Here is an 18,887-nt window from a genome sequence, read left to right as displayed (position 1 = left end):
CTCCTTTGTCAGGTGCTGCTCACTCGGCCTGGCGGGCCGTGCGAGCAAAAAAGGTGAACTGGGTGGTGCCGATCAGAACGGCGGGTCGTCCGAGAACGAACCACCGGACGACGCCGGGCCTGCCGTGGCCCACGGGTCGTCATTGCTCTGACCGCCACCGGAAGAGCTGAATCCTCCACCGGAGCCGCCGCCCTGCTGGCCGCCGCCTCCGTTGTAGCCACCGCCACCGCCACCGAAGCCGCCACCACCGGACCGCTGGGCCCGGGTGACCTTGGCCGTGGCGTAGCGCAGGGACGGACCGATCTCGTCCACCTGCAGCTCGACGACGGTGCGCTTCTCGCCCTCACGGGTCTCGTAGGAGCGCTGGACCAGGCGACCCTGCGCGATGACGCGCGTGCCCTTGGTCAGCGACTCCGCGACGCTCTCCGCGGCCTCGCGCCAGATCGAGCAGCGCATGAACAGGGTCTCCCCGTCCTTCCACTCGTTGCTCTGGCGGTCGAAGGTCCGCGGGGTCGACGCCACCGTGAAGTTGGCGACCGCCGCACCTGAAGGGGTGAAGCGCAGTTCGGGGTCCCCGGTGAGGTTCCCGATCACTGTGATGACAGTTTCACCAGCCATGCCAATTCCTCGATTCAGTCGACGTTCCGTACGCGGTACGTGGGTTCGCGGTGAATGCAACCACGAACCACTGACACTCGCGCGGGCGTAGGAGGGTTCAGTCCCGACGACTCACTTGTCGCCGGTGCGCAGGATCTTGGTCCGGAGCACGACCTCGTTGAGGCCGAGCTGGCGGTCCAGCTCCTTGGCGGTAGCAGACGTCGCGGTGAAGTCGACCACGGCGTAGATGCCCTCGGACTTCTTCGTGATGTCGAACGCCAAGCGGCGGCGACCCCAGATGTCCACCTTGTCAACGGTGCCACCCTCGGTCGTGATGACCGACAGGTACTTGTCGAGCGACGGGGCAACGGTGCGCTCCTCGACCTCCGGGTCCAGGATCACCATCAGTTCGTACTGACGCATGTGTATACCCACCTCCTCTGGTCTCAGCGGTCACGGTCGTTCCGTGACAGGAGGGTTCACAGCAAGGGCCAAGCCTACCCGCCATGTGCACGACGGCGGAATCGAGCGGGCGAGACCCCTCTCACAGGCGATCCCCCGCCGTCCGCCGTCGGGCCACGGCCACGGCTGAGGGGCCGCCTCCCGAAGGAGACGGCCCCTCAATCACGGGCTCCGGCGACGGCGGCTGCTAACCACCACCGCCTCCGCCCCCGTTCCCGTTGCCTGTCGGCGTGGCGCTCGGGTCACTGCTGGGGAACACTGCCGTACCCGAGGAGACGATCACCTGCACCTGGCTGCCCGCGGTCACAGTAGCGCCCTCGTCCGGATTGACGTCCATGACGGTGCCTTCTGCCACGGTCTCGGAGGACTGGTACTCGATGGCCGCCTCGAGTCCCGCGCGCTGGAGCTGCCGCTCGGCGTTGCCCTCGTCGCCCCCGACAAGGCCGCTCGGCACTGTCGTGGTCTCTTCAGTCGGCCCCGACGAGACCTCGACCCTGATGGTCGAGTTCCGCTTCACCTCTTGGCCCTCGTTCTGCACGGAGAGCACGGTGCCAACGGGCTGGTCGCTCTCGACGTCCACCTGCTGCGGGATGAGCTGGACGCCCGCGAGCGCGGACGCGACCCACGCGAACTGCTGACCGACCAGCCCGGTCGGGACTCTCACCTTGTCATTCGGGTTGTCCGTCGGAGTCGGCGTGGGCGAAGGTGTCGGCGAGGGCGACGGCAACGGGAGCGGCGGCTCGTACTCCGGGAACTCCTTGACCTCCATGCCCTCGGTCACCAGCTTCATGTACTCGGTCCACGCCGTGACCGGCCACGTGGCACCGGTGATGCTGCCGTCCGCCCACTCGCCGAACGGGGTGATCGAGGCCTGGTCCCCGTTTTCGTCGCTCTGGTAGAGACCCACGACCGTCGCGAGCTGCGGGATGTAGCCGGCGAACCACGCCGACTTGTTCCCGTTGGTGGACCCGGTCTTGCCTGCAACGGGACGCCCGAGCTCCTGCGCCGTAGCGCCGGAACCCTCCTCGACCACCTGCTCCATCGCGTACGTCGCCTTGGCCATGACTTCGGAGCTGATGGCGCCCGTGACGGGCACCTTGTCCCACTCGTAGATGAGCTTGTCGCCCTCGGTCACCGACGTCACCATGTGCGTCTCGCTCCGCGTGCCCTGGGCGGCGAAGGTGGCGTACGCGCCCGCGAGGTCGACGGCGCGCACCGACTCGGTGCCGAGCACGTTGGACAGCTGGGCGTTCGTGGACTCCTTGGGAATCCCAGCGCGGATCGCGACGTCCTGCGACTTCTCCGGCCCGATCGCCACGTTGAGCTGCGCGTAGACCGTGTTGACCGAGTTCGCCGTGGCGTCGATCAGGTCGATCTCACCGAACGACTCGCCGCCCTCCTCGGTGCCGAAGTTCGTGAGCTCCACCTCTTCCTCGACCCCGGTCTCCTTGTTGAGCACGCTCCAGCCCGGGATCTGCATCGGGCTGTTTCCCGTGAAGCGCTCGTTGAGCTCGTGCCCCTCTTCGAGCGCGCCTATGAGCGTGAACGGCTTGAACGTGGAGCCGGGCTGCGCCTTGCCGTCGGTGGCGGCGTTGAACTGGACCTTCTCGTAGTCCTTGCCGCCGTAGAGGGCGCGGATGGACCCGTCCGCGGGATCGACCGACACGATCGAGACACCAAGTCCCTTCGACGCGGGGTTGTCGCCGTCGTACGGGATGGTGTTCGCCGCAGTGACCGCCGCCTTCTGCCACTTCGGGTTGATGGTCGTCTGGATCTCATACCCGTTCTTCATGAGATCGTCCTCGGCGATACCTTGCTCCGCGAGCTCCTTGCGGACCTCTTCGAGCAGGTATCCCACCTGACCCGCGCGCGACACCGGCTTGTACTCGACCGGCTCGGGGAAGGTGGCGGACTTGCGCTCCTCCTCGGTGATGGCCCCCGTCTCGGCCATGTTCCGCAGCACGCGCGCCCACCTCGCCTCGGCGATGGCCCGCGACTCCTCACCGAACCGGGGGTCCCAGTACGACGGCGACGGGATGATCCCCACCAGCATCGCGGTCTCGGAGACGGTGAGCTCGGCCGCCGGCTTGTCGAAGTACGCCTTCGCCGCAGCCTCGAACCCGTAGGCGCCGCGGCCCAGGTAGATGCTGTTCAGGTAGCCCTCGAGGATCTCGTCCTTCGACTTCTCCTGGTCCACCTTCAGGGCGAGGACGATCTCGCGGAACTTGTCCGCGTAGCTCGACTGCCCCGGCTGGAAGTAGGTGTTCTCCACGTACTGCTGCGTCAGCGTGGACGCGCCCTGCTGGGCCCCGCCGGTCACGTTGTTGACCAGTGAGCGGACGATGCCCACCGGGTCGACGCCCATGTGGTTCTCGAAGTTCTGGTCCTCGGATGCCAGGACGGCCGCGGGCACGAACGCGGGAAACTCGTCGAGGGACCGGATGGTCCGGTCCACGGCCGCGAACTTGCCCATGACCTGGCCGTTCGCGTAGTAGACGGTAGTGGTCTCCGAGCCGATCTCGGGGCGCTCCGATGGGACCGCCCAGCCAATCCACCCGGCGGTGAACACGCCGACAACCAGCGACATCCCGGTCAGTACGGTACCGACGACAACTCGCCACGACGGGACCCAGGCGCGGATCCCCGTGCGGTGCGGCCGGGGGTAGTTCCAGATGCCCTGCCGGCGTCGGGGCGTCTGCGGCCAGATCGGAGGGGGACTCCAGTTCGCCACGTCTTCCTCGTTCCTCGAATCGGTTCAGTGAGGGCACTGAACCGAGGAAACGATAGAGGATCGATGTTCGCAGCAAGTAGCACAAACGGGGTTACCTTGTGTACGCCCCGTGTCCGACGGCGCAGGTCGCGACGGGCTCGGCCAGCATTTTCACCCGCCGTCGGCCGGGGTTTTCACCCGCCGCCGGCCGAGCCCGCCACCTGCGCTGATGACCATCGCTGGTCAAGCCCGTCGAGACCCGCTATCCGAAGATGCCGCCCCCGTCCGACGGGTCGCCGGTCGGGTCGCCGCCGCCCTCCGGCCCGGTGGAGATGACAAGCGTCACGTCGCTGCCCACCGGCACCTCCTCGCCCTCGCCCGGGTCGACGGAGATCACCGAGCCCTCGGCCACGCTGTCCGACGACTCCTCCTGGATGACCGGATTCAGCTCGGCGGCCTTGAGCTGGTCCTCGGCGTAGCTCTGCTCCTGGTTGGTCAGACCAAAGGGCACGTTCGTGGTCTCTTCCTCGTAACCGGAACCGTTCGAGACCTGCACCTCGATCTCCGAGTTCACGTCCACTTCCTGGCCCGCGTTCTCCACGAAGAGCACCTCGCCCGCGGGCTTGTCGCTGTCCACATTCACCTGATTGGGAACGAGCTGGAGGCCCCCGAGTGCCTGCGCCACCGCGACGATCTGCTGGCCGACCAGGTTGTCGGGCACCACTACCGTCTCCGGCTCGTCCGACGGGCTGCTCGACGGCGAAGGCGACGGCGTCGGCGTGGGCGACGGCGGCGGTGCCGGCGGCTCGTACTCCGGAAGCTCTTCGACCTCCATGCCCTCGGTGGCCTTGATCATGTAGTCGGTCCAGGCAGTGACCGGCCAGGAGCCACCGGTGATCTGCTCGTAGCCACCGAACGGTTTGATCTGCTCGTACTCGTTCGCGTCGGTGTTGTACTCGTAGAGCCCGACCACCGTCGTGAGCTGCGGCACGAAGCCCGCGAACCACGCCGACTGGTTGTCGTTCGAGGAGCCCGTCTTGCCCGCGGCCGGGCGGTTGAGTGCTAGGGCGGGCACGCCCGACCCCTCCTCGACCACCTTGCTCATGGCATAGGTCGCCGCCGCCATGACCTGCGGGTCGAATACTTGCTCGCTCGTGGTGCGCCCCTCGTACATCAGCTGCTCGCCGTTCATCACCCTGGTCACCATGTGCGGCTCGGTGCGGTAGCCCTGCGCGGCGATGGTCGAGTAGGCACGCGCCAGGTCCACGTTGGTCACGTAAGCGGTGCCCAGCACGTTGGCCAGGTTGCTGCCGATGGTGCAGCAGTCGCGGGTGTCCGGGTTGTCGTCGGCCTGCGGGATGCCGAGCTCGTACCCGACCTGCGCCGTCATCTCCGGTCCGATTTCCTTGTTGAGCTGGCCGTACACGACGTTCACCGAGTCCGCCGTCGCCTGCGTCAGGTCGAGGCTGCTCCACGACTCGTTGTTGAAGTTGTAGAGCGGCACGTCGGGGCCACCGTCCACCTGGTTCCAGCCCTCGATCACCGTGCCGTCGATGGCGCTGTATCTCTTGCTGAGCGGGATATTTTCCTTCAGCGCTCCGATCAGCGTGAACGGCTTGAAGGTGGACGCACCCTGCGCCTCAAAGGTCGCGGCGTTGGTCGGGTAGACCGAATAGTCCGGGCCGCCGTACATCGCCTTGATCTCACCCGTCTTCGGGTCGATGGAAGTCAGTGACGCACGGGCGTACTTGCTCGCATCCTCCGGCAGCTTCATGGTCTCGGCCGCAGCGGCCTGCATCTTGCGGTCGATCGACGTGTGGACCTCGTAGCCGCTCTTCGTGAGGTCCTCGGCCGTGATCCCTTTCCCGTCGAGCTCGTTGGCCACCTGCTCCAGCAGATAGGCGGTCCGGTTGTCGCCCGAGCCCTGGGCGTACTTGACGAGCTTCGGGTACTTCGCAGAGGCGCGATCCTGCTTGGTGATGTAGCCCTGCTCCAGCATCAGGTTCAGCGTGCGTCCCCAGCGGGACCTCGCCTGCGCCTCGGCGGCCTCGCCCTGCCGTGGGTCCCAGTAGGTCGGGTTCGGGATGATGCCCGCCAAGAAGGCCGACTGGGAGATTGTCATCTCCTTGGCCGAGTGCCCGAAGTACGCCTGCGACGCGGCCTCGACGCCGTATGCACCCCGGCCCAGGTAGATGGTGTTGACGTAGCCCTCGAGCACCTTGTCCTTGGACTGCTCCTGCGTCACCTTGAGAGCAAGGATCGCCTCGCGGAACTCGTCCGCGTACGTCGTCTCACCGACTCCGACGTAGTAGTTCTCGACGTACTGCTGTGTCAAGGTCGAAGCGCCCTGCTGGGCGCCGCCCGTCACGTTGTTGAGGACCGCTCGCGCGATCGCTTGTGGGTTGATGCCCGGGTGGGACCGGAAGTCCTGGTCCTCGGACGCGATGATCGCCTGTGTCACCTGCGGAGGCAGGTCGGCCAGCGGCACGATGGTGCGGTCCTGTGCGGCGAACTTCCCGATGGGCTTGCCATCCGAGTAGTACACGGTGGTGGCCTCTTCGCGCACAGTGTTCAGCTCCTGCGGCACAGACGTGCCCACCCAGGCGGCTATCACCACGCCGGCGGCAAGCGAGGCACCGCTCAGCAGCGCGCCCACGATGAACCGCCACGACGGGATCCACGCGCGGATCCCGGTGCGGTACGGCCGGGGATAGTTCCAGATTCCCTGCCGGCGTCGGGGAGTTTGCGGCCAGATCGGAGAGGGACTCCAGTTCGACACAACTGCCTCTTCCTCGGTTCGGACTCGGGGTCCGCCGGCGTGCGGTCGACGCACCGCCACAGCGAACCACCCGAAACCATAGGGGATTCACCCTCTGCCTCAGTAGCCCGAGTCTGGCCCGCCCCGCCCTCCGGGACATTTACACCCAGGGTCAACGCAGTCCGTCTGCCCTCACTTCACACTTCGTCCACGTCCGCTCCGAGTGCCCCGGGTCGCAGCGACCGATTGCGCACCTGACATCACCGCGCTTATCCTCACGATGTATCGAGTCGATACATCGTGGATAACTGATTCGCCTGGGCAACCATGGCGGCAGGGGGAGGGAGGCCACCGTGCGTAGTCGCTCCGACGTGCTGGAGACCGCCGTCCTCGGCCTGCTCAACGAGTCCCCGCTGCACGGGTACGAGCTCCGCAAGCGCCTGAACCTCGTGCTTGGCTCGTTCCGCGCCTTCTCCTACGGCACGCTCTACCCGGCCCTGAAGGGCCTGGTCACGCGCGGCCTGATCGAGACGACGGAGAGCGCGCCGCCGCCGTCGGCCCGCAAGGCGAAGGCCGGGATTCCCGGCAGGACGGCCAAGCCCAAGCCCCTCGGACGCCGCCGCGTGGTCTACCAGCTGACCGCCGGGGGCAAGGAGCGCCTCCAGACCGTTCTGGCCAACGCCGGCCCTGCGGCCTGGGAGGACGACAACTTCGACGTGCGGTTCGCGCTCTTCGGGCAGACCGACGCCGAGACCCGCCTCCGGGTCCTCGAAGGCCGGCGCACCCGGCTGACCGAGCGGCTGGAGGCGTTCCGGGAGTCGACGACGCACCCGCGTTCGCGGCTCGACGAATATGCGCTCGAGCTCCGGCGGTTCGGGCTCGAACAGGTCGAGCGCGAAGTGCACTGGCTCGACACCCTCATCTCCACCGAGCGGGGACGCGCCACGGCGCAGAGCCGCCCACCGCAGCAAGAACAAACGAAGGAGCGAGGATGACCTCCATCCGCGTGGGCATCGTCGGCGTAGGGAACTGCGCCTCGTCCCTGGTTCAGGGCGTGCACTACTACCGTGACGCCGACCCGGCGAGCACCGTCCCGGGCCTAATGCACGTGCAGTTCGGCGACTACCACGTGTCGGACCTCGAGTTCGTCGCGGCGTTCGACGTCGACGCGAAGAAGGTCGGCTTCGACCTGGCCGAGGCCATCAACGCGTCAGAGAACAACACGATCAAGATCGCGGACGTGCCGCCCACCGGCGTCACGGTCCTGCGCGGCCCCACGCTCGACGGGCTCGGCGACTACTACCGCGCGACGATCGACGAGTCCACGAAGGAGGCCGTCGACGTCGTCGCCGCGCTGCGCGCCGCCGAGGTCGACGTGCTCGTGTGCTACCTGCCGGTGGGCTCCGAGGAGGCCGCCAAGTTCTACGCGCAGTGCGCGATCGAGGCCGGCGTCGCGTTCGTGAACGCCCTGCCGGTGTTCATCGCTTCCGACCCGGAGTGGGCCGCCAAGTTCGAGGAGGCCGGCGTGCCGATCGTCGGCGACGACATCAAGTCGCAGGTCGGCGCCACCATCACGCACCGCGTGCTGGCCAAGCTGTTCGAGGAGCGTGGCGTCGTCCTCGACCGCACCTACCAGCTCAACGTGGGCGGCAACATGGACTTCAAGAACATGCTGCAGCGTGACCGGCTGGAGTCGAAGAAGCTGTCCAAGACGCAGGCCGTGACGTCCAACCTCACCGGCCCCCTGGCCGGCAAGAAGGAGGACCGCAACGTGCACATCGGGCCGTCGGACTACGTGGCGTGGCTCGACGACCGCAAGTGGGCGTACGTGCGCCTCGAGGGCCGGGCGTTCGGCGAGGTGCCGCTCAGCCTGGAGTACAAGCTCGAGGTGTGGGACTCCCCCAACTCGGCCGGCATCATCATCGACGCCGTGCGCGCCGCCAAGATCGCGAAGGACCGCGGCGTGGGCGGCCCGATCCTGTCGGCGGCGACCTACTTCATGAAGTCCCCGCCCGTGCAGATGGAGGACACCGCGGGCCGCGCCCAGCTGGAGGCGTTCATCCGCGGTGACATCGAGCGCTGACCAACCCGCCGAGGTAGAACCAAAGCGAAGCGAGATAGAACTGCAGCGACGTAGAACTGCAGCGCACCCCGCGAGGGATGCGCTGCAGTTCCACGTCGCCCTGGTTCTACTTCGGCCAGGTGGGGCCCGCTAGTCGATCGGGTCCAGCTCGAAGTCGGTGACGACGGTGGTGCCCGCCGTCACCTTCGCGGAGCCGACCTTCGGGACGTACCCGTTGGCCGTTGCGATGATCTGCGCCGTCCTCTCCGACTTGTCGAACCAGTACTCGTAGACACCGTCCGACCCGGTGACCAGCGTGACGGCCGAGAACGTGCCGTTGATCTGGACCACGGAGTCACCGAGCGACACCACGCCGTCCGGCGTGAAGCCCCCCACGGTGCCGGAGAGCTTGCCCCAGCTCTTCGGCGGGTTGATCTTCATGGTCACGGCCACCGACGGGGTCTCGTACGGCGTCGCCGCGCTCGCCAGGAGCGAGCCGGTGAAGGTGCCGGGCTGCGCCACCACGCCGCTGAGCGACGCGGTGATCGTCTTGCTCTGCCCCGGCGCCAGGGTGAACTCGGTCGGGCTCATGGTCAGCCACTCCATGCCGCCGCCGGCGGTGTCACCGGAGACGTTCAGGACGATGTGCATCCCGGGCCAGCCGATGGAGTCCGTCGTCGCCGGCTCCGAGATACCGCAGTCGGCGGCGGCGAGGTACGACGGCGCGGTCTGGCCCGCGTCGTTGGACCCGATGTAGAACACGCCACCGGTCGCCTGCTGGTTGGGCGAGACGACCTCGACCACGAGCGTGGCGCCCGCGGGCACCTCACCCGTCACGGGCACCGAGACCATCGTCAGGGTCGACGCCGGGATGCTCGCCTCGGCCGTCCCGATCGAGGTCAGGTTGGCGTAGGTGAGGGCGCCGTCCAGCGTGTAGAGGTTGACGGTCAGGGTCTGGGCCGTGGCCTCCTCGATACCGAAGGACACCTCCGAGACCTCGAAGTCGTCGTCGATGCCGAAGTCGCTCAGCGTGAACGTCCGGAGGAAGCGGTTCTCCGTGGTCCCCGCCAGGCCGCCGCACGACGCCGAGTTGAGCGCCGTGAGCTCCTGCGACGCCGAGTGGGTGATGGTGGTGGCGTTCGGTGAGACCGGGATGGACTCGGGGGTCACGCTCTCGCCCGCGGTGCCCTTGCCCGCGGCCTGGAGCTTGGAGCCCGAACCGCCGGCGCTGGCGCCGGCACCGCCGAGCGTGGTCGACGGCTTGGTGGACTTGACCACGGTGGCCTCGCCCTGCGTGTGCTGGATGGCGGCAAGACCGTCCGTGCCCAGCATGTCGAAGTCGCCACCGCTGCCCGCGAGCTCGACGTCGGCCGGCGCCGTGCCCTCGTTCTTCACCGTGAACCGCTTGGTCGTGCTGCTACCCAGCGGGAGCGTGGCATTCAGCGCCCCGGTGCTGACGGTGAGCAGGCCCGCCGCGAGCGACGCGTCGAACGTGCCGGTGGCCTCGGGTGCGAGGGTCAGCGTGCCCGACTCGGACTCGTAGTCCGGCGCCGTGATGTCGACGGTGTAGTCGCCCGGGAGGGCGATGGCCGAGTAGGTGCCGTCCTCCCCGGTGGTTGCGGTCCGGGTCGCATCGTCCGACGTGGCCGTGACCGTGGCGCCCTCGACCGGCTCACCGGTGTTGAGGTCCGTGACCGTGCCGTCCAGGAAGGAGAGCACCGGCGCGGTGTAGGTGATCGTGAGGCCCGGGGAGACGACCGGAGCGTTGTTCGAGTACTGCAGGCCGACCGTGCCGGACTCGTTCTCGATACCGATCGTCGCCGAGCTGCCCTTGGCCGTGGCGGTGTCGGTGACATCGCCGTAGCCGAAGAGCACCGTGCCGTCAGCGACGAGGGTGACCGAGAAGCTCAGCCGGTCGGTCGACGGGCTGTACTTGCGCACGTTGCGCCACTCGACGACGAACGCCTCCTCGCCGTCGACCGTCGTCGTGCCCGTGTACAGACCCGACTGGGCGTCGAGGACGAGGTCGTCCCAGAAGGGGTACAGCGCGGCGTTGGGCACCGAGCTGCTCGGGATCGCCCCGTTCGCGTAGCTCGTGGTGGCCGCCAGGAAGTTCAGGTGGCCGTTCGACGTGACGAACGCGGAGTCGTAGCCGACGCCGTAGTAGGGGAACTCGAAGGGCAGGTCGAGCGACGTCTGCACGTCGTCCCCGGTGAGCGAGAGCTCGGTGTCGCCCTGCAGGTAGTCGCCGGACGACGTCGCGCAGGAGTAGCCGAAGTCGTCGGTGACGGCCGTGATCTCGATCGGCACGTCCGTCGCGCCGTCGACCACCACCTCGCCCTCGTACGACGAGGCGCAGCCGCCAACGGTCACGCTGATCGGGTAGGTGCCCTCGGGGACGTCGGCGAAGGCGAAGGTGCCGTCCGCGCCGGTGGTGGCGTCCGCGAAGTGGCTGCCGAGGCTGACGGGTGCGCCCGCGACCGGGTCGCCCGACCCGGCGTAGGTGACCGTGCCCGTCACGGCGTGCGACGGAGCGGCCTCGAGCGTGATCGGAACGTCGACGGTCCCGTCCTCGGTGACGACGGCGGAGGCCGGCGACGAGGGCAGGTAGCCGAAGGCCGACGCCGACACCGAGTAGTCGCCGGTGGCGACGCGCGCGGAGAAGGTGCCGTCCGAGTCGGTGCTGACGGTGCGGTCCCGGTCGCCGTCGATGGTGACGTCGGCGGAGGCGATCGGAGCGCCGGCGGCGTCCGTCACCGTGCCGGCGACGTAGCCGGTGGCGCCGATCGGGGCGGCGTCGATGAGCGCGGCGACGTCGAGCTTGCCCTCGCCCCACACGTTGTTGTTCTCGGCGGTGCCGCCACAGGTGGTGTTGTCCGTGTCGACAGCGGTCTCGTTGAGCAGCGCCTGCGTGCCCTCGATGTCACCGATGAGCGCGGGTGCGGCGCTCCACAGCACGGCCACCGCGCCCGCGAGGTGCGGGGTCGCCATGGACGTGCCGTTGAAGGCCGCGTAGCCGTCACCGGGGACCGACGAGCGCACGTTCACGCCAGGAGCGGAGATGTTGGGCTTGATCAGGCCGTCTTCGCCGGCACCACGCGACGAGAAGGACGCGATCGCGCCGGAGGAGTCGAAGGCACCCACCGAGTACGAGCTGGTGTTGGCACCCGGCGACGACGTCGTCTGGCAGCCCGAGCCGGCGTTGCCGGAGGCCCAGGCGCCGAACACGCCGGCAGCCGCCCAGGCGTCGGTGGTCTCGGTGTACCAGTCGTCGATGAAGCCCGCGGCGGTGTAGCCCCACGAGTTGTTGACGACGTTCGGGCGCTTCGACGGGTCGGGGTCGCTGCCGTCGGTGCGGGTCGGGGCGACGATCCACTGGCCGGACTCGAGCAGCGCCGCGTCCGAGCAGGTGTCACAGCCGTTGGTGGCGATCCACTCGGCGTCGGGGGCGACGCCGATCTGGTTGCCCGCCCCGTCGTCGCCCACCATGGTGCCCATGGTGTGCGTGCCGTGGCCGTTGTTGTCGTACGGCTCGGCGGCGGAGCCTGTGGTGTCCTGCCAGTTGTAGTCGTTCACGACCGAACCGTCGGGCTGGAGGCCGCGGTACTGCTCGGCGAGCGCGGGGTGGTCGTACTGCACACCGGTGTCGATGTTCGACACGACGATGCCCTGACCCGTGTACCCCTGCTCCCAGGCCTCAGGTGCGTTGATGAAGTCCAGGCCCCACTCGACGGCCTGGGTTCCCTTGTCGCCGACCGGGGTGCGCTTGACCGGGTCGACCAGGTTCAGCTGCACGGTCTCGCGGATGGCCTCGACCTTTGTGCTCGCCGCGAGCTCGTTCGCGAGCTCCAGCGTGCCGTCCTCGACGAGGATCCGGTTGCTGATCCAGTAGCTCTCGTAGTCGAAGTCGGCGGCCTCGAGCTCCTTGACCAGGCTCGCCTGCGAGTCCTTGGCCGTCGTGGTCAGCGCGTCGTAGACGTACTGACCCCGCTCGTCCCAGTTCGTGATCTTCTTGGCGGCCGTCAGGTTCGCCTCCTCGGCGAGCACGACCCAGAAGTCGGCGGTCTTGCGCTCGGTCAGCATCTCCCGGGCGAAGTCGGTGAACTTGTCGTCGGGGTCGGCCGCAACGGTCTTCGTGGTGGTCGCGGGCAGTGCTGACGTCGGGGATGATCCTGCGAACGCTGCTGGAGCAACGCTCAGTGCTGATGTCGCGACGAGCGCGAGAGCCGCTGTTGCGGTTGTCGCACGCTGCGCGAACGCGGTTCTGCGAGGCATGAACCCTCCATTACCCGGCGCACCCACGGGATCGGGTGCGTTGGACGGACCACGGTCGTGGGCCATCCCCAACCGTCGTTTGCGCAGGTCAGAGCGGCAAGGACGGTTCACGGTCAGGCTTGGGTCACTTCCCGGTCAATACGCGGTCGGGCCAATGATGTTTGCCCTTGTCAATAGTGCCCGGCAAACTTCACCCGGTCATTCCGAGAATTCACCCGCAGCATCAATCCGGTGGCGTAAAAACGTCAGCGCGGCGGGATTGTGTCATCTCCTTCCACGCAATGGGAAGGAAACGAAAAATTGACCCAATCGGTACGCCCCGGGGGCAAACTGGCGCGCGCTGCCCGGGTTTAACCCGGTACACGCGCCCGAACGGTCGACCCATGGAGGGTGAGGCACGTGACGCACGACCCCGCACCAGGATCCGCCCCCGGCCTCGTCGTCTGCGTAGGCCTCCCCTCGGACCAGATCATCGAGATCGCCCGCCTCCTCCGCGGCCAGGCCACGGTGCTCGCCACCCCCGACGCCGACGGCGCGCGCGCCGTGCTCGCCAACCAGACCGCGTCGAGGCGTACCGCTGACGCGCCCTGGCGCAGCCTCGGCGCGCAGGCCGAGCGGTTCGACAACCCCGGACCACCGGACGAGCAGACCTACGGCCGGCACCTCTCCGAACATCCCACCGACCACCTCCCGGACAACCTCACCGACGTACCGTTGCGGTCCGCCGCCGACCTCCTGCCCGCGCAGCTGTCATCAGCCCCGGCGTCACCGGTCCAGTCGTCGCCCGGCCTGCCCGACGCCGGAGCGGCCGCCCACCGCCGACGGCCCCGGCCGACGTCGGGCAGCGTGCTGGCGCGGCCCGTGCTGCATGCGACGATCCCCGCTCCGCCGCGGCCGGCGACCGGGACGCTCCGCACCGTCACCGATGCGATGCGCACGGTCACCGGCCCGGTCCCCGCCGTCACGGGTTCGATCCCGATGGTCGCCCCGCCCACGCTGGACCCGCTGGTGGCCGGGCCGCTGCTCGTGGACCTCGCCGGCCGCGAGGTCACGGCCCTGGGCCGACGCGTCTACCTGTCGGCACGGGAGTTCGACCTGCTCGCGACGCTCGCCCTCGAGGCAGGGCGGGTGTGGTCGTTCGCCGAGCTCACGGCGCGCGTGTGGCAGCTGCCCTACCTCGGCGACTCCGACCCGGTGACCTCCGCGATCAAGCGACTGCGCAAGCGGCTGGCACCCGTCCGCGACGTGGAGGTCGCGTCGGTGCGTGGCGTGGGCTACCGGCTCAAGGTCTGGGCCTAGGGGTCAGCGGAGCTCGGGAAGGTCGAGCTCGCGCCACAGGTCGGCAAGCCCTCGGGTGCGGTCCTCCTCGCGCCAGTCGTCGACGTGTTCGTGGAGGACGAGCACCAGCCTGCGGGCACGTTCGTACCGTTCCTCGCTCCAGGTCCTCAGTCGCGCCAGCCCGTCGTGCACCGGACCGAATTCCGCGCCGTAGGGGAACAGGTGGAAGCCGATGTCGACGAGCGCGGGACTGCTGACCTCCCGGTGGTACAGGGCGGTCTCGAAGGGGTCCCGCACCACGGTGCCCTCGCTCACGCCGCTGCTCTCCACCTGGTCGTAGACCACGTCCAGCCAGGGGTCACCCGCCACCAGCTCGCCGAACCGGATGGCGACCCAGGGGTACAGCCCGTCCGTCCCGCTCGTCGCCTTGTGGGCTGCTCTGCGGGCGTAGGCGAGCACCTTGCCCGCTTCATCCTTCTTGTCCTGCCCGATGAGCACGTGCGCTTCGAGGTGGCCCGCATAGCCGGCAAACAGTCCGTCGCACATCGAACGCGCGGTGTGCAGCGGTTTCAGCGCAGCATCCGGATCGCCGGTCTGCAGCAGGAGGTTGCCCAGCAGGATGTTCGCCAGGTCCTCCGTCTCCATGCGCTCGTGGACCGCGATGGCCTGCTCGAACTTCTCCCGGGCCGTGACCAGGTCCCCGGTGAGCTGGGCTGCGAGGCCCAGGAGGAGCACACCGGAGTCCGCGGAGGCGTCCGACTGGAACTCCGGGGTGAGCATCACCGCGGCCAAGGGGCCGAGCCACGGGTCCTCGCCTGCGGCGACCTGCTCCAGCCAGGTCCGGCACGAGCCGTCGAGCCCGCTCTCGCCGAGCTCGATACCCGCGAGGGCCATGGCTGCCTGCCCGGCAATGGCGGTCCGTCCCGCACCGGCGATCGAGGTCAACAGGGCGCGTGCCTGCTCGGCCTCGCCCGCCCGGTACGCCGCCAGCCCCTGCTCGACCTCGTCCGACATCGGGTTCAGCGGATCGGGAGGGAGCGGGCGAACGCGTCCGTCGGAGTCCAGCAGGGAGAGCTCAGTCATGTGGCTGTCTTTCCGTGAGGGGAACGTGTCCGCCCAAAGGTGCCAGAGACCACTGACATCGACTCCCGCTTCACGCCCCCGTCACGAGCCAGCGGTCGCCCCGCGCACGCCAGCCGGTCGTCACGGCGCGGGCGGCCATGAACACGCCCGCGAACGCGAGCCAGAGCCAGGCGAGGCCGTATGCGCCATCGGGCGCCCAGGCGGAGACCGCCAGCGCGAACGGTAGGTAGACCACCAGCGTCACCATGCCGGCCCAGGCGAGGTAGCGGCCGTCGCCGGCGCCGATGAGGACGCCGTCGAGCACGAAGACCCAGCCCGCCATCGGCATGAGGACGCCGCACACGGCGACGCCCAGGGTGATGGCGACGCGCACGTCGGGGTCGGGCGAGAAGAGGGGTGCGATCCACCAGCCGGCGGCCGCGAGGACGACGCCGATCACCGCACCCGCCCCGATGCCCCACTGCAGGCAGCGGCGCAGCACCATTCTGACGTGTCCGACGGCGCCGGCCCCGAGCCCATGCCCGACCAGGGCCTGCGCGGCGATGGCGAGCGCGTCGAGCGCGAACGCCGCGAGGCCCCACAGGGAGCTCACCACCTGGTGTCCCGCGAGCGCGACGGCGCCGAGGTCGGTCGCGACGACCACGGTGAGCAGGATCGCGCCACGCAGGCTGAGGGTGCGGACCACCAGCGGCAGCCCGGCCCGGGCGCCGGACAGGATGCCCGCCCGGTGCGGGCGCAGGCTCGCGCCGCGGCCACGGGCGCCGCGCACCACTATCACGCCGAGCACGACGGCCATGAGCAGCTGGGTGATGGCGGTCCCGAGGCCCGACCCGGCGATCCCCATCCCTACCCCGTACACCAGCGCGATGTTCAGCACGGTGTTGACGAGCGCTCCGGCGGCGGCAACGACCAGGGGCGTGCGCGTGTCACGCAGGCCGCGCAGCACACCGGTCGCCGCCTGGACCACGAGCATCCCGGCGAGCCCGGGTGCGGACCATCGCAGGTAGGTGACGGCATGCCGCGCGACGTCGCCGTGCGCGCCCAGGGCGGTCACGGTCAACGGGGCGGTGAGCAGGAGGAGAACGACGAGTGCCGCGCCGATCCCGAGCGCGAGCCAGATCCCGTCGATTCCGGACTGCAGCGCCTCCCGCTCCTTGCCCGCTCCGGTGAGCCGGGCCACCGACGCCGTGGTCGTGTACGCGAGGAAGATGCACAACCCGACGAGCGTGAGCAGCACGTTGCTCGCGAGGGACAGGCCGGCGAGCTCCGCCGTGCCGAGATGTCCGACGACCGCGCTGTCCACCAGCACGAAGACCGGTTCGGCGATGAGCGCCCCGAGAGCAGGCACCGCAAGGGCGAGGATCTCGCGGTCGATAGACCGCCCGGAACCCGGGGTGTGGCGAGGCTCGCCCAACTTTCTTTCCTCCACAGGCTGGGGGTTACGTCGATGCAGGTCAAAGGGGATGGTGATGTTTTACACAGGGGTTATCCACAGCTGGGGACAGGGTTGTCCACTCGCTGTGCACAGCCCCGGGCCACCTTTCCACATGGATGTGCACAACCCCGTCCACAGGTCTCGTTGCGCTTGGGTGTGCAGGGGCTTAACGTCAGCGGAACTTGCTCACTGGTCTGACGGCCGTGGGGGCTGTCGCACACGACACAATGGCGTGTCGTGGCGGACGTCCCGAGAGTGTCAGTGGTGGGGAGTAGAACAGGTGTAGGACGTCGATGGAGCGCACGCGCCGCGTGCGCCCGGAAGTCATGAGATCAGGAAGCAGGAGGTGCGGATGTCGATCGAGGAGCTCGAGTCGAGCTATTCCGGAAGGCCGGGCCTCGACCGCACACCGCCGCAGGACATCCCCGCGGAGATGAGCGTGCTGGGCGGCATGTTGCTGTCCAAGGACGCGATCGCCGACGTGATCGAGCAGATCCGCGGCAACGACTTCTACCGGCCGGCGCACGAAGCCATCTACGACGCGATCATCGATCTCTACGGTCGGGGCGAGCCGGCCGACGCCATCACGGTGGTCGCCGAGCTGCAGCGCCGCGGTGAGCATGCGCGCGTCGGCGGCGCCCCGTACATCCACGACCTCATGGCGGGCGTGCCGACGGCGGCGAACGCGGGCTACTACGCCCGGATCGTCCGCGAGCGCGCCATCATGCGCCGCCTCGTGGAGGCCGGCACCCGCATCGTGCAGATGGGCTACGCCACCGACGGCGGCGAGGTCGACGACGTCGTCAACAACGCGCAGGCCGAGGTCTACGCGGTGACGGAGCGACGCGCGTCCGAGGACTACCTGCCGCTGGCCGACATCATCGGGCCGACGTTCGACGAGATCGACGCCGCGCAGGGTCGCGGCGAAGGGCTCACCGGCGTCCCGACGGGGTACGCCGACTTCGACCGCCTGACGAACGGCCTGCACGGCGGCCAGATGATCGTCGTGGCGGCCCGACCTGCAGTCGGAAAGTCCGTTTTGGGTATCAATGTCGCTTCTCATGCGGCCATCCACCACGACATGGCCTCCGTCATCTTCTCCCTGGAGATGAGCCGCAACGAGATCGTCATGCGAATGCTCGCCGCCGAGGCTCGCGTCCCGCTCACCAAGATGCGCAGCGGCAACATGGACGACGGCGACTGGCAGAAGCTGGCCGCCACAATGGGCAAGGTGTCGGACGCCCCGCTGTTCATCGACGACTCGCCGAACATGTCGCTGATGGAGATCCGCGCCAAGTGCCGGCGGCTCAAGCAGAAGCACGACCTCAAGCTGGTGGTCATCGACTACCTCCAGCTGATGTCGTCGGGCAAGCGCGTCGAGTCGCGTCAGCAGGAGGTCTCCGAGTTCTCGCGGTCGCTCAAGCTTCTCGCGAAGGAGCTCGAGGTTCCCGTGATCGCGATCTCGCAGCTGAACCGTGGCGCCGAACAGCGCAGTGACAAGAAACCGCAGATGTCGGATTTGCGCGAAAGTGGGTCAATTGAGCAGGATGCCGACGTCGTGATCCTTTTGCACCGTGAGGACGCCTACGAGAAGGAGTCGCCGCGCGCCGGCGAGGCGGACTTCATCGTGGCCAAGCACCGTAACGGCCCGACCGACGTGATCACCGTGGCGTTCCAGGGCCACTACCAGCGGTTCGTCGACATGCAGGTCTGACTGGTCCTCGATCTGCTTCCGTCCGACCGCGACGGCGTACTCGCGCGCGTCAGTCTGCAGCGGCCGGGTGCGCGACGTCGTAGGCGCGGGAGACCTTCTGGGGGACCACCATGCGCCACGCGTCAACAACGAGCTCACGCGCCTCGTCTCGATCCAGCACGGCGAGGTCGGCGTGCAACCAGTTGAAGCGCATGTCCGACGCGGAGGGCAGATGGAACTTGCGCGGATCACTCGCGACGAGGTCCGCCCGCTCCTCCTTGGGGAAAGCGAAGCCCATCACCGACTCGTCGAGCGAGAACGCCACGTAGACGATCTGGCCGACGCGGAACTTCAGCCGGCCACGTACGTACACCTCGTACGAACGCTCCAGACCGGCGCCCAGCGGCCGGACGTCGTCGATCTCTGCCATGCGTACCTCCGCTTGTCGTGCCCAGAGCGTTGACCGTCGTGACCACCTCGAACTCATCGATCGCTCAAGGATGGACCAGCGGCGTGCGACGACGCACGTGCCGT

At 68.5% G+C, this 18,887-nt stretch carries 12 protein-coding genes; 4 read left to right on the top strand and 8 right to left on the bottom strand.

Annotation, left to right across the window (positions count from 1 at the left end):
* Window positions 1-72: 72 nt before the first annotated feature.
* The 4 genes from C8K30_RS10925 to C8K30_RS10910 form a co-directional block, all read right to left on the bottom strand.
* Window positions 73-618: a single-stranded DNA-binding protein gene (locus tag C8K30_RS10925; protein ID WP_036964287.1), complete on the bottom strand. Its 546-nt coding sequence runs from the start codon at window positions 616-618 to the stop codon at window positions 73-75.
* A 111-nt stretch (window positions 619-729) separates the two neighbouring features.
* Window positions 730-1,020: a 30S ribosomal protein S6 gene (rpsF, locus tag C8K30_RS10920; RefSeq protein WP_199230437.1), complete on the bottom strand. Its 291-nt coding sequence runs from the start codon at window positions 1,018-1,020 to the stop codon at window positions 730-732.
* A 226-nt stretch (window positions 1,021-1,246) separates the two neighbouring features.
* A complete protein-coding gene (locus tag C8K30_RS10915) occupies window positions 1,247-3,790 on the bottom strand; it encodes a transglycosylase domain-containing protein (RefSeq protein WP_108492915.1) in 2,544 nt (847 codons plus the stop codon).
* A gap of 241 nt (window positions 3,791-4,031) precedes the next feature.
* The gene (locus tag C8K30_RS10910) at window positions 4,032-6,425 is read right to left on the bottom strand and encodes a transglycosylase domain-containing protein (RefSeq protein WP_146197422.1); all 2,394 of its coding nucleotides are present in this window, start codon (window positions 6,423-6,425) and stop codon (window positions 4,032-4,034) included.
* Between the two features lie 455 nt (window positions 6,426-6,880).
* On the opposite strand from C8K30_RS10910, the gene C8K30_RS10905 reads away from it, so the two are divergent.
* Together C8K30_RS10905 and C8K30_RS10900 are read left to right on the top strand one after the other, a co-directional pair.
* Window positions 6,881-7,522, top strand: coding sequence for a PadR family transcriptional regulator (locus tag C8K30_RS10905; RefSeq protein ID WP_108492913.1), 642 nt, complete (start codon window positions 6,881-6,883; stop codon window positions 7,520-7,522).
* Window positions 7,519-8,610, top strand: a complete 1,092-nt coding sequence (locus C8K30_RS10900) for an inositol-3-phosphate synthase (protein WP_108492912.1) — start codon at window positions 7,519-7,521, stop codon at window positions 8,608-8,610. Before C8K30_RS10905 ends, C8K30_RS10900 begins: the two co-directional genes overlap by 4 nt.
* Window positions 8,611-8,739: 129 nt before the next feature.
* Here C8K30_RS10900 and C8K30_RS10895 read toward each other — a convergent pair whose 3' ends face one another.
* On the bottom strand, window positions 8,740-12,864 hold the full coding sequence (locus C8K30_RS10895; protein ID WP_233257107.1) for a S8 family serine peptidase: 4,125 nt from the start codon (window positions 12,862-12,864) through the stop codon (window positions 8,740-8,742).
* Between the two features lie 399 nt (window positions 12,865-13,263).
* On the opposite strand from C8K30_RS10895, the gene C8K30_RS10890 reads away from it, so the two are divergent.
* Window positions 13,264-14,163, top strand: coding sequence for a winged helix-turn-helix domain-containing protein (locus C8K30_RS10890; RefSeq protein ID WP_108492911.1), 900 nt, complete (start codon window positions 13,264-13,266; stop codon window positions 14,161-14,163).
* Between the two features lie 3 nt (window positions 14,164-14,166).
* Here C8K30_RS10890 and C8K30_RS10885 read toward each other — a convergent pair whose 3' ends face one another.
* Window positions 14,167-15,225, bottom strand: coding sequence for a tetratricopeptide repeat protein (locus tag C8K30_RS10885; protein WP_108492910.1), 1,059 nt, complete (start codon window positions 15,223-15,225; stop codon window positions 14,167-14,169).
* Window positions 15,226-15,295: 70 nt separating this feature from the next.
* The gene (locus tag C8K30_RS10880; protein ID WP_108492909.1) at window positions 15,296-16,639 is read right to left on the bottom strand and encodes an MATE family efflux transporter; all 1,344 of its coding nucleotides are present in this window, start codon (window positions 16,637-16,639) and stop codon (window positions 15,296-15,298) included.
* Window positions 16,640-17,012: 373 nt separating this feature from the next.
* On the opposite strand from C8K30_RS10880, the gene dnaB reads away from it, so the two are divergent.
* Window positions 17,013-18,374 carry a replicative DNA helicase gene (gene dnaB / locus C8K30_RS10875; RefSeq protein ID WP_108492908.1) on the top strand — a complete coding sequence of 454 codons (1,362 nt, stop codon included), beginning with the start codon at window positions 17,013-17,015 and terminating at the stop codon, window positions 18,372-18,374.
* A gap of 49 nt (window positions 18,375-18,423) precedes the next feature.
* Here the strand turns inward: dnaB and C8K30_RS10870 are convergent, their stop codons facing one another.
* Entirely contained in the window at window positions 18,424-18,783 is a 360-nt protein-coding gene (locus C8K30_RS10870) for an MmcQ/YjbR family DNA-binding protein (RefSeq protein WP_108492907.1), read from the bottom strand.
* Window positions 18,784-18,887: the final 104 nt, after the last annotated feature.

Origin of the sequence: Promicromonospora sp. AC04 (assembly GCF_003058225.1) — a bacterium.
Lineage (GTDB): Bacteria > Actinomycetota > Actinomycetes > Actinomycetales > Cellulomonadaceae > Promicromonospora.
Note: the sequence above shows the minus strand (reverse complement) of the source record. Positions and strands in the feature narration are given on the sequence as shown.

Excerpts from the sequence above, each read along its gene's own strand:
- C8K30_RS10900 (WP_108492912.1), top strand. The coding sequence starts at position 7,519 with ATGACCTCCATCCGCGTGGGCATCGTCGGCGTAGGGAACTGCGCCTCG.
- dnaB (WP_108492908.1), top strand. The coding sequence starts at position 17,013 with ATGTCGATCGAGGAGCTCGAGTCGAGCTATTCCGGAAGGCCGGGCCTC.
- C8K30_RS10895 (WP_233257107.1), bottom strand. The coding sequence starts at position 12,864 with ATGCCTCGCAGAACCGCGTTCGCGCAGCGTGCGACAACCGCAACAGCG.
- C8K30_RS10885 (WP_108492910.1), bottom strand. The coding sequence starts at position 15,225 with ATGACTGAGCTCTCCCTGCTGGACTCCGACGGACGCGTTCGCCCGCTC.
- C8K30_RS10925 (WP_036964287.1), bottom strand. The coding sequence starts at position 618 with ATGGCTGGTGAAACTGTCATCACAGTGATCGGGAACCTCACCGGGGAC.
- C8K30_RS10870 (WP_108492907.1), bottom strand. The coding sequence starts at position 18,783 with ATGGCAGAGATCGACGACGTCCGGCCGCTGGGCGCCGGTCTGGAGCGT.
- rpsF (WP_199230437.1), bottom strand. The coding sequence starts at position 1,020 with ATGCGTCAGTACGAACTGATGGTGATCCTGGACCCGGAGGTCGAGGAG.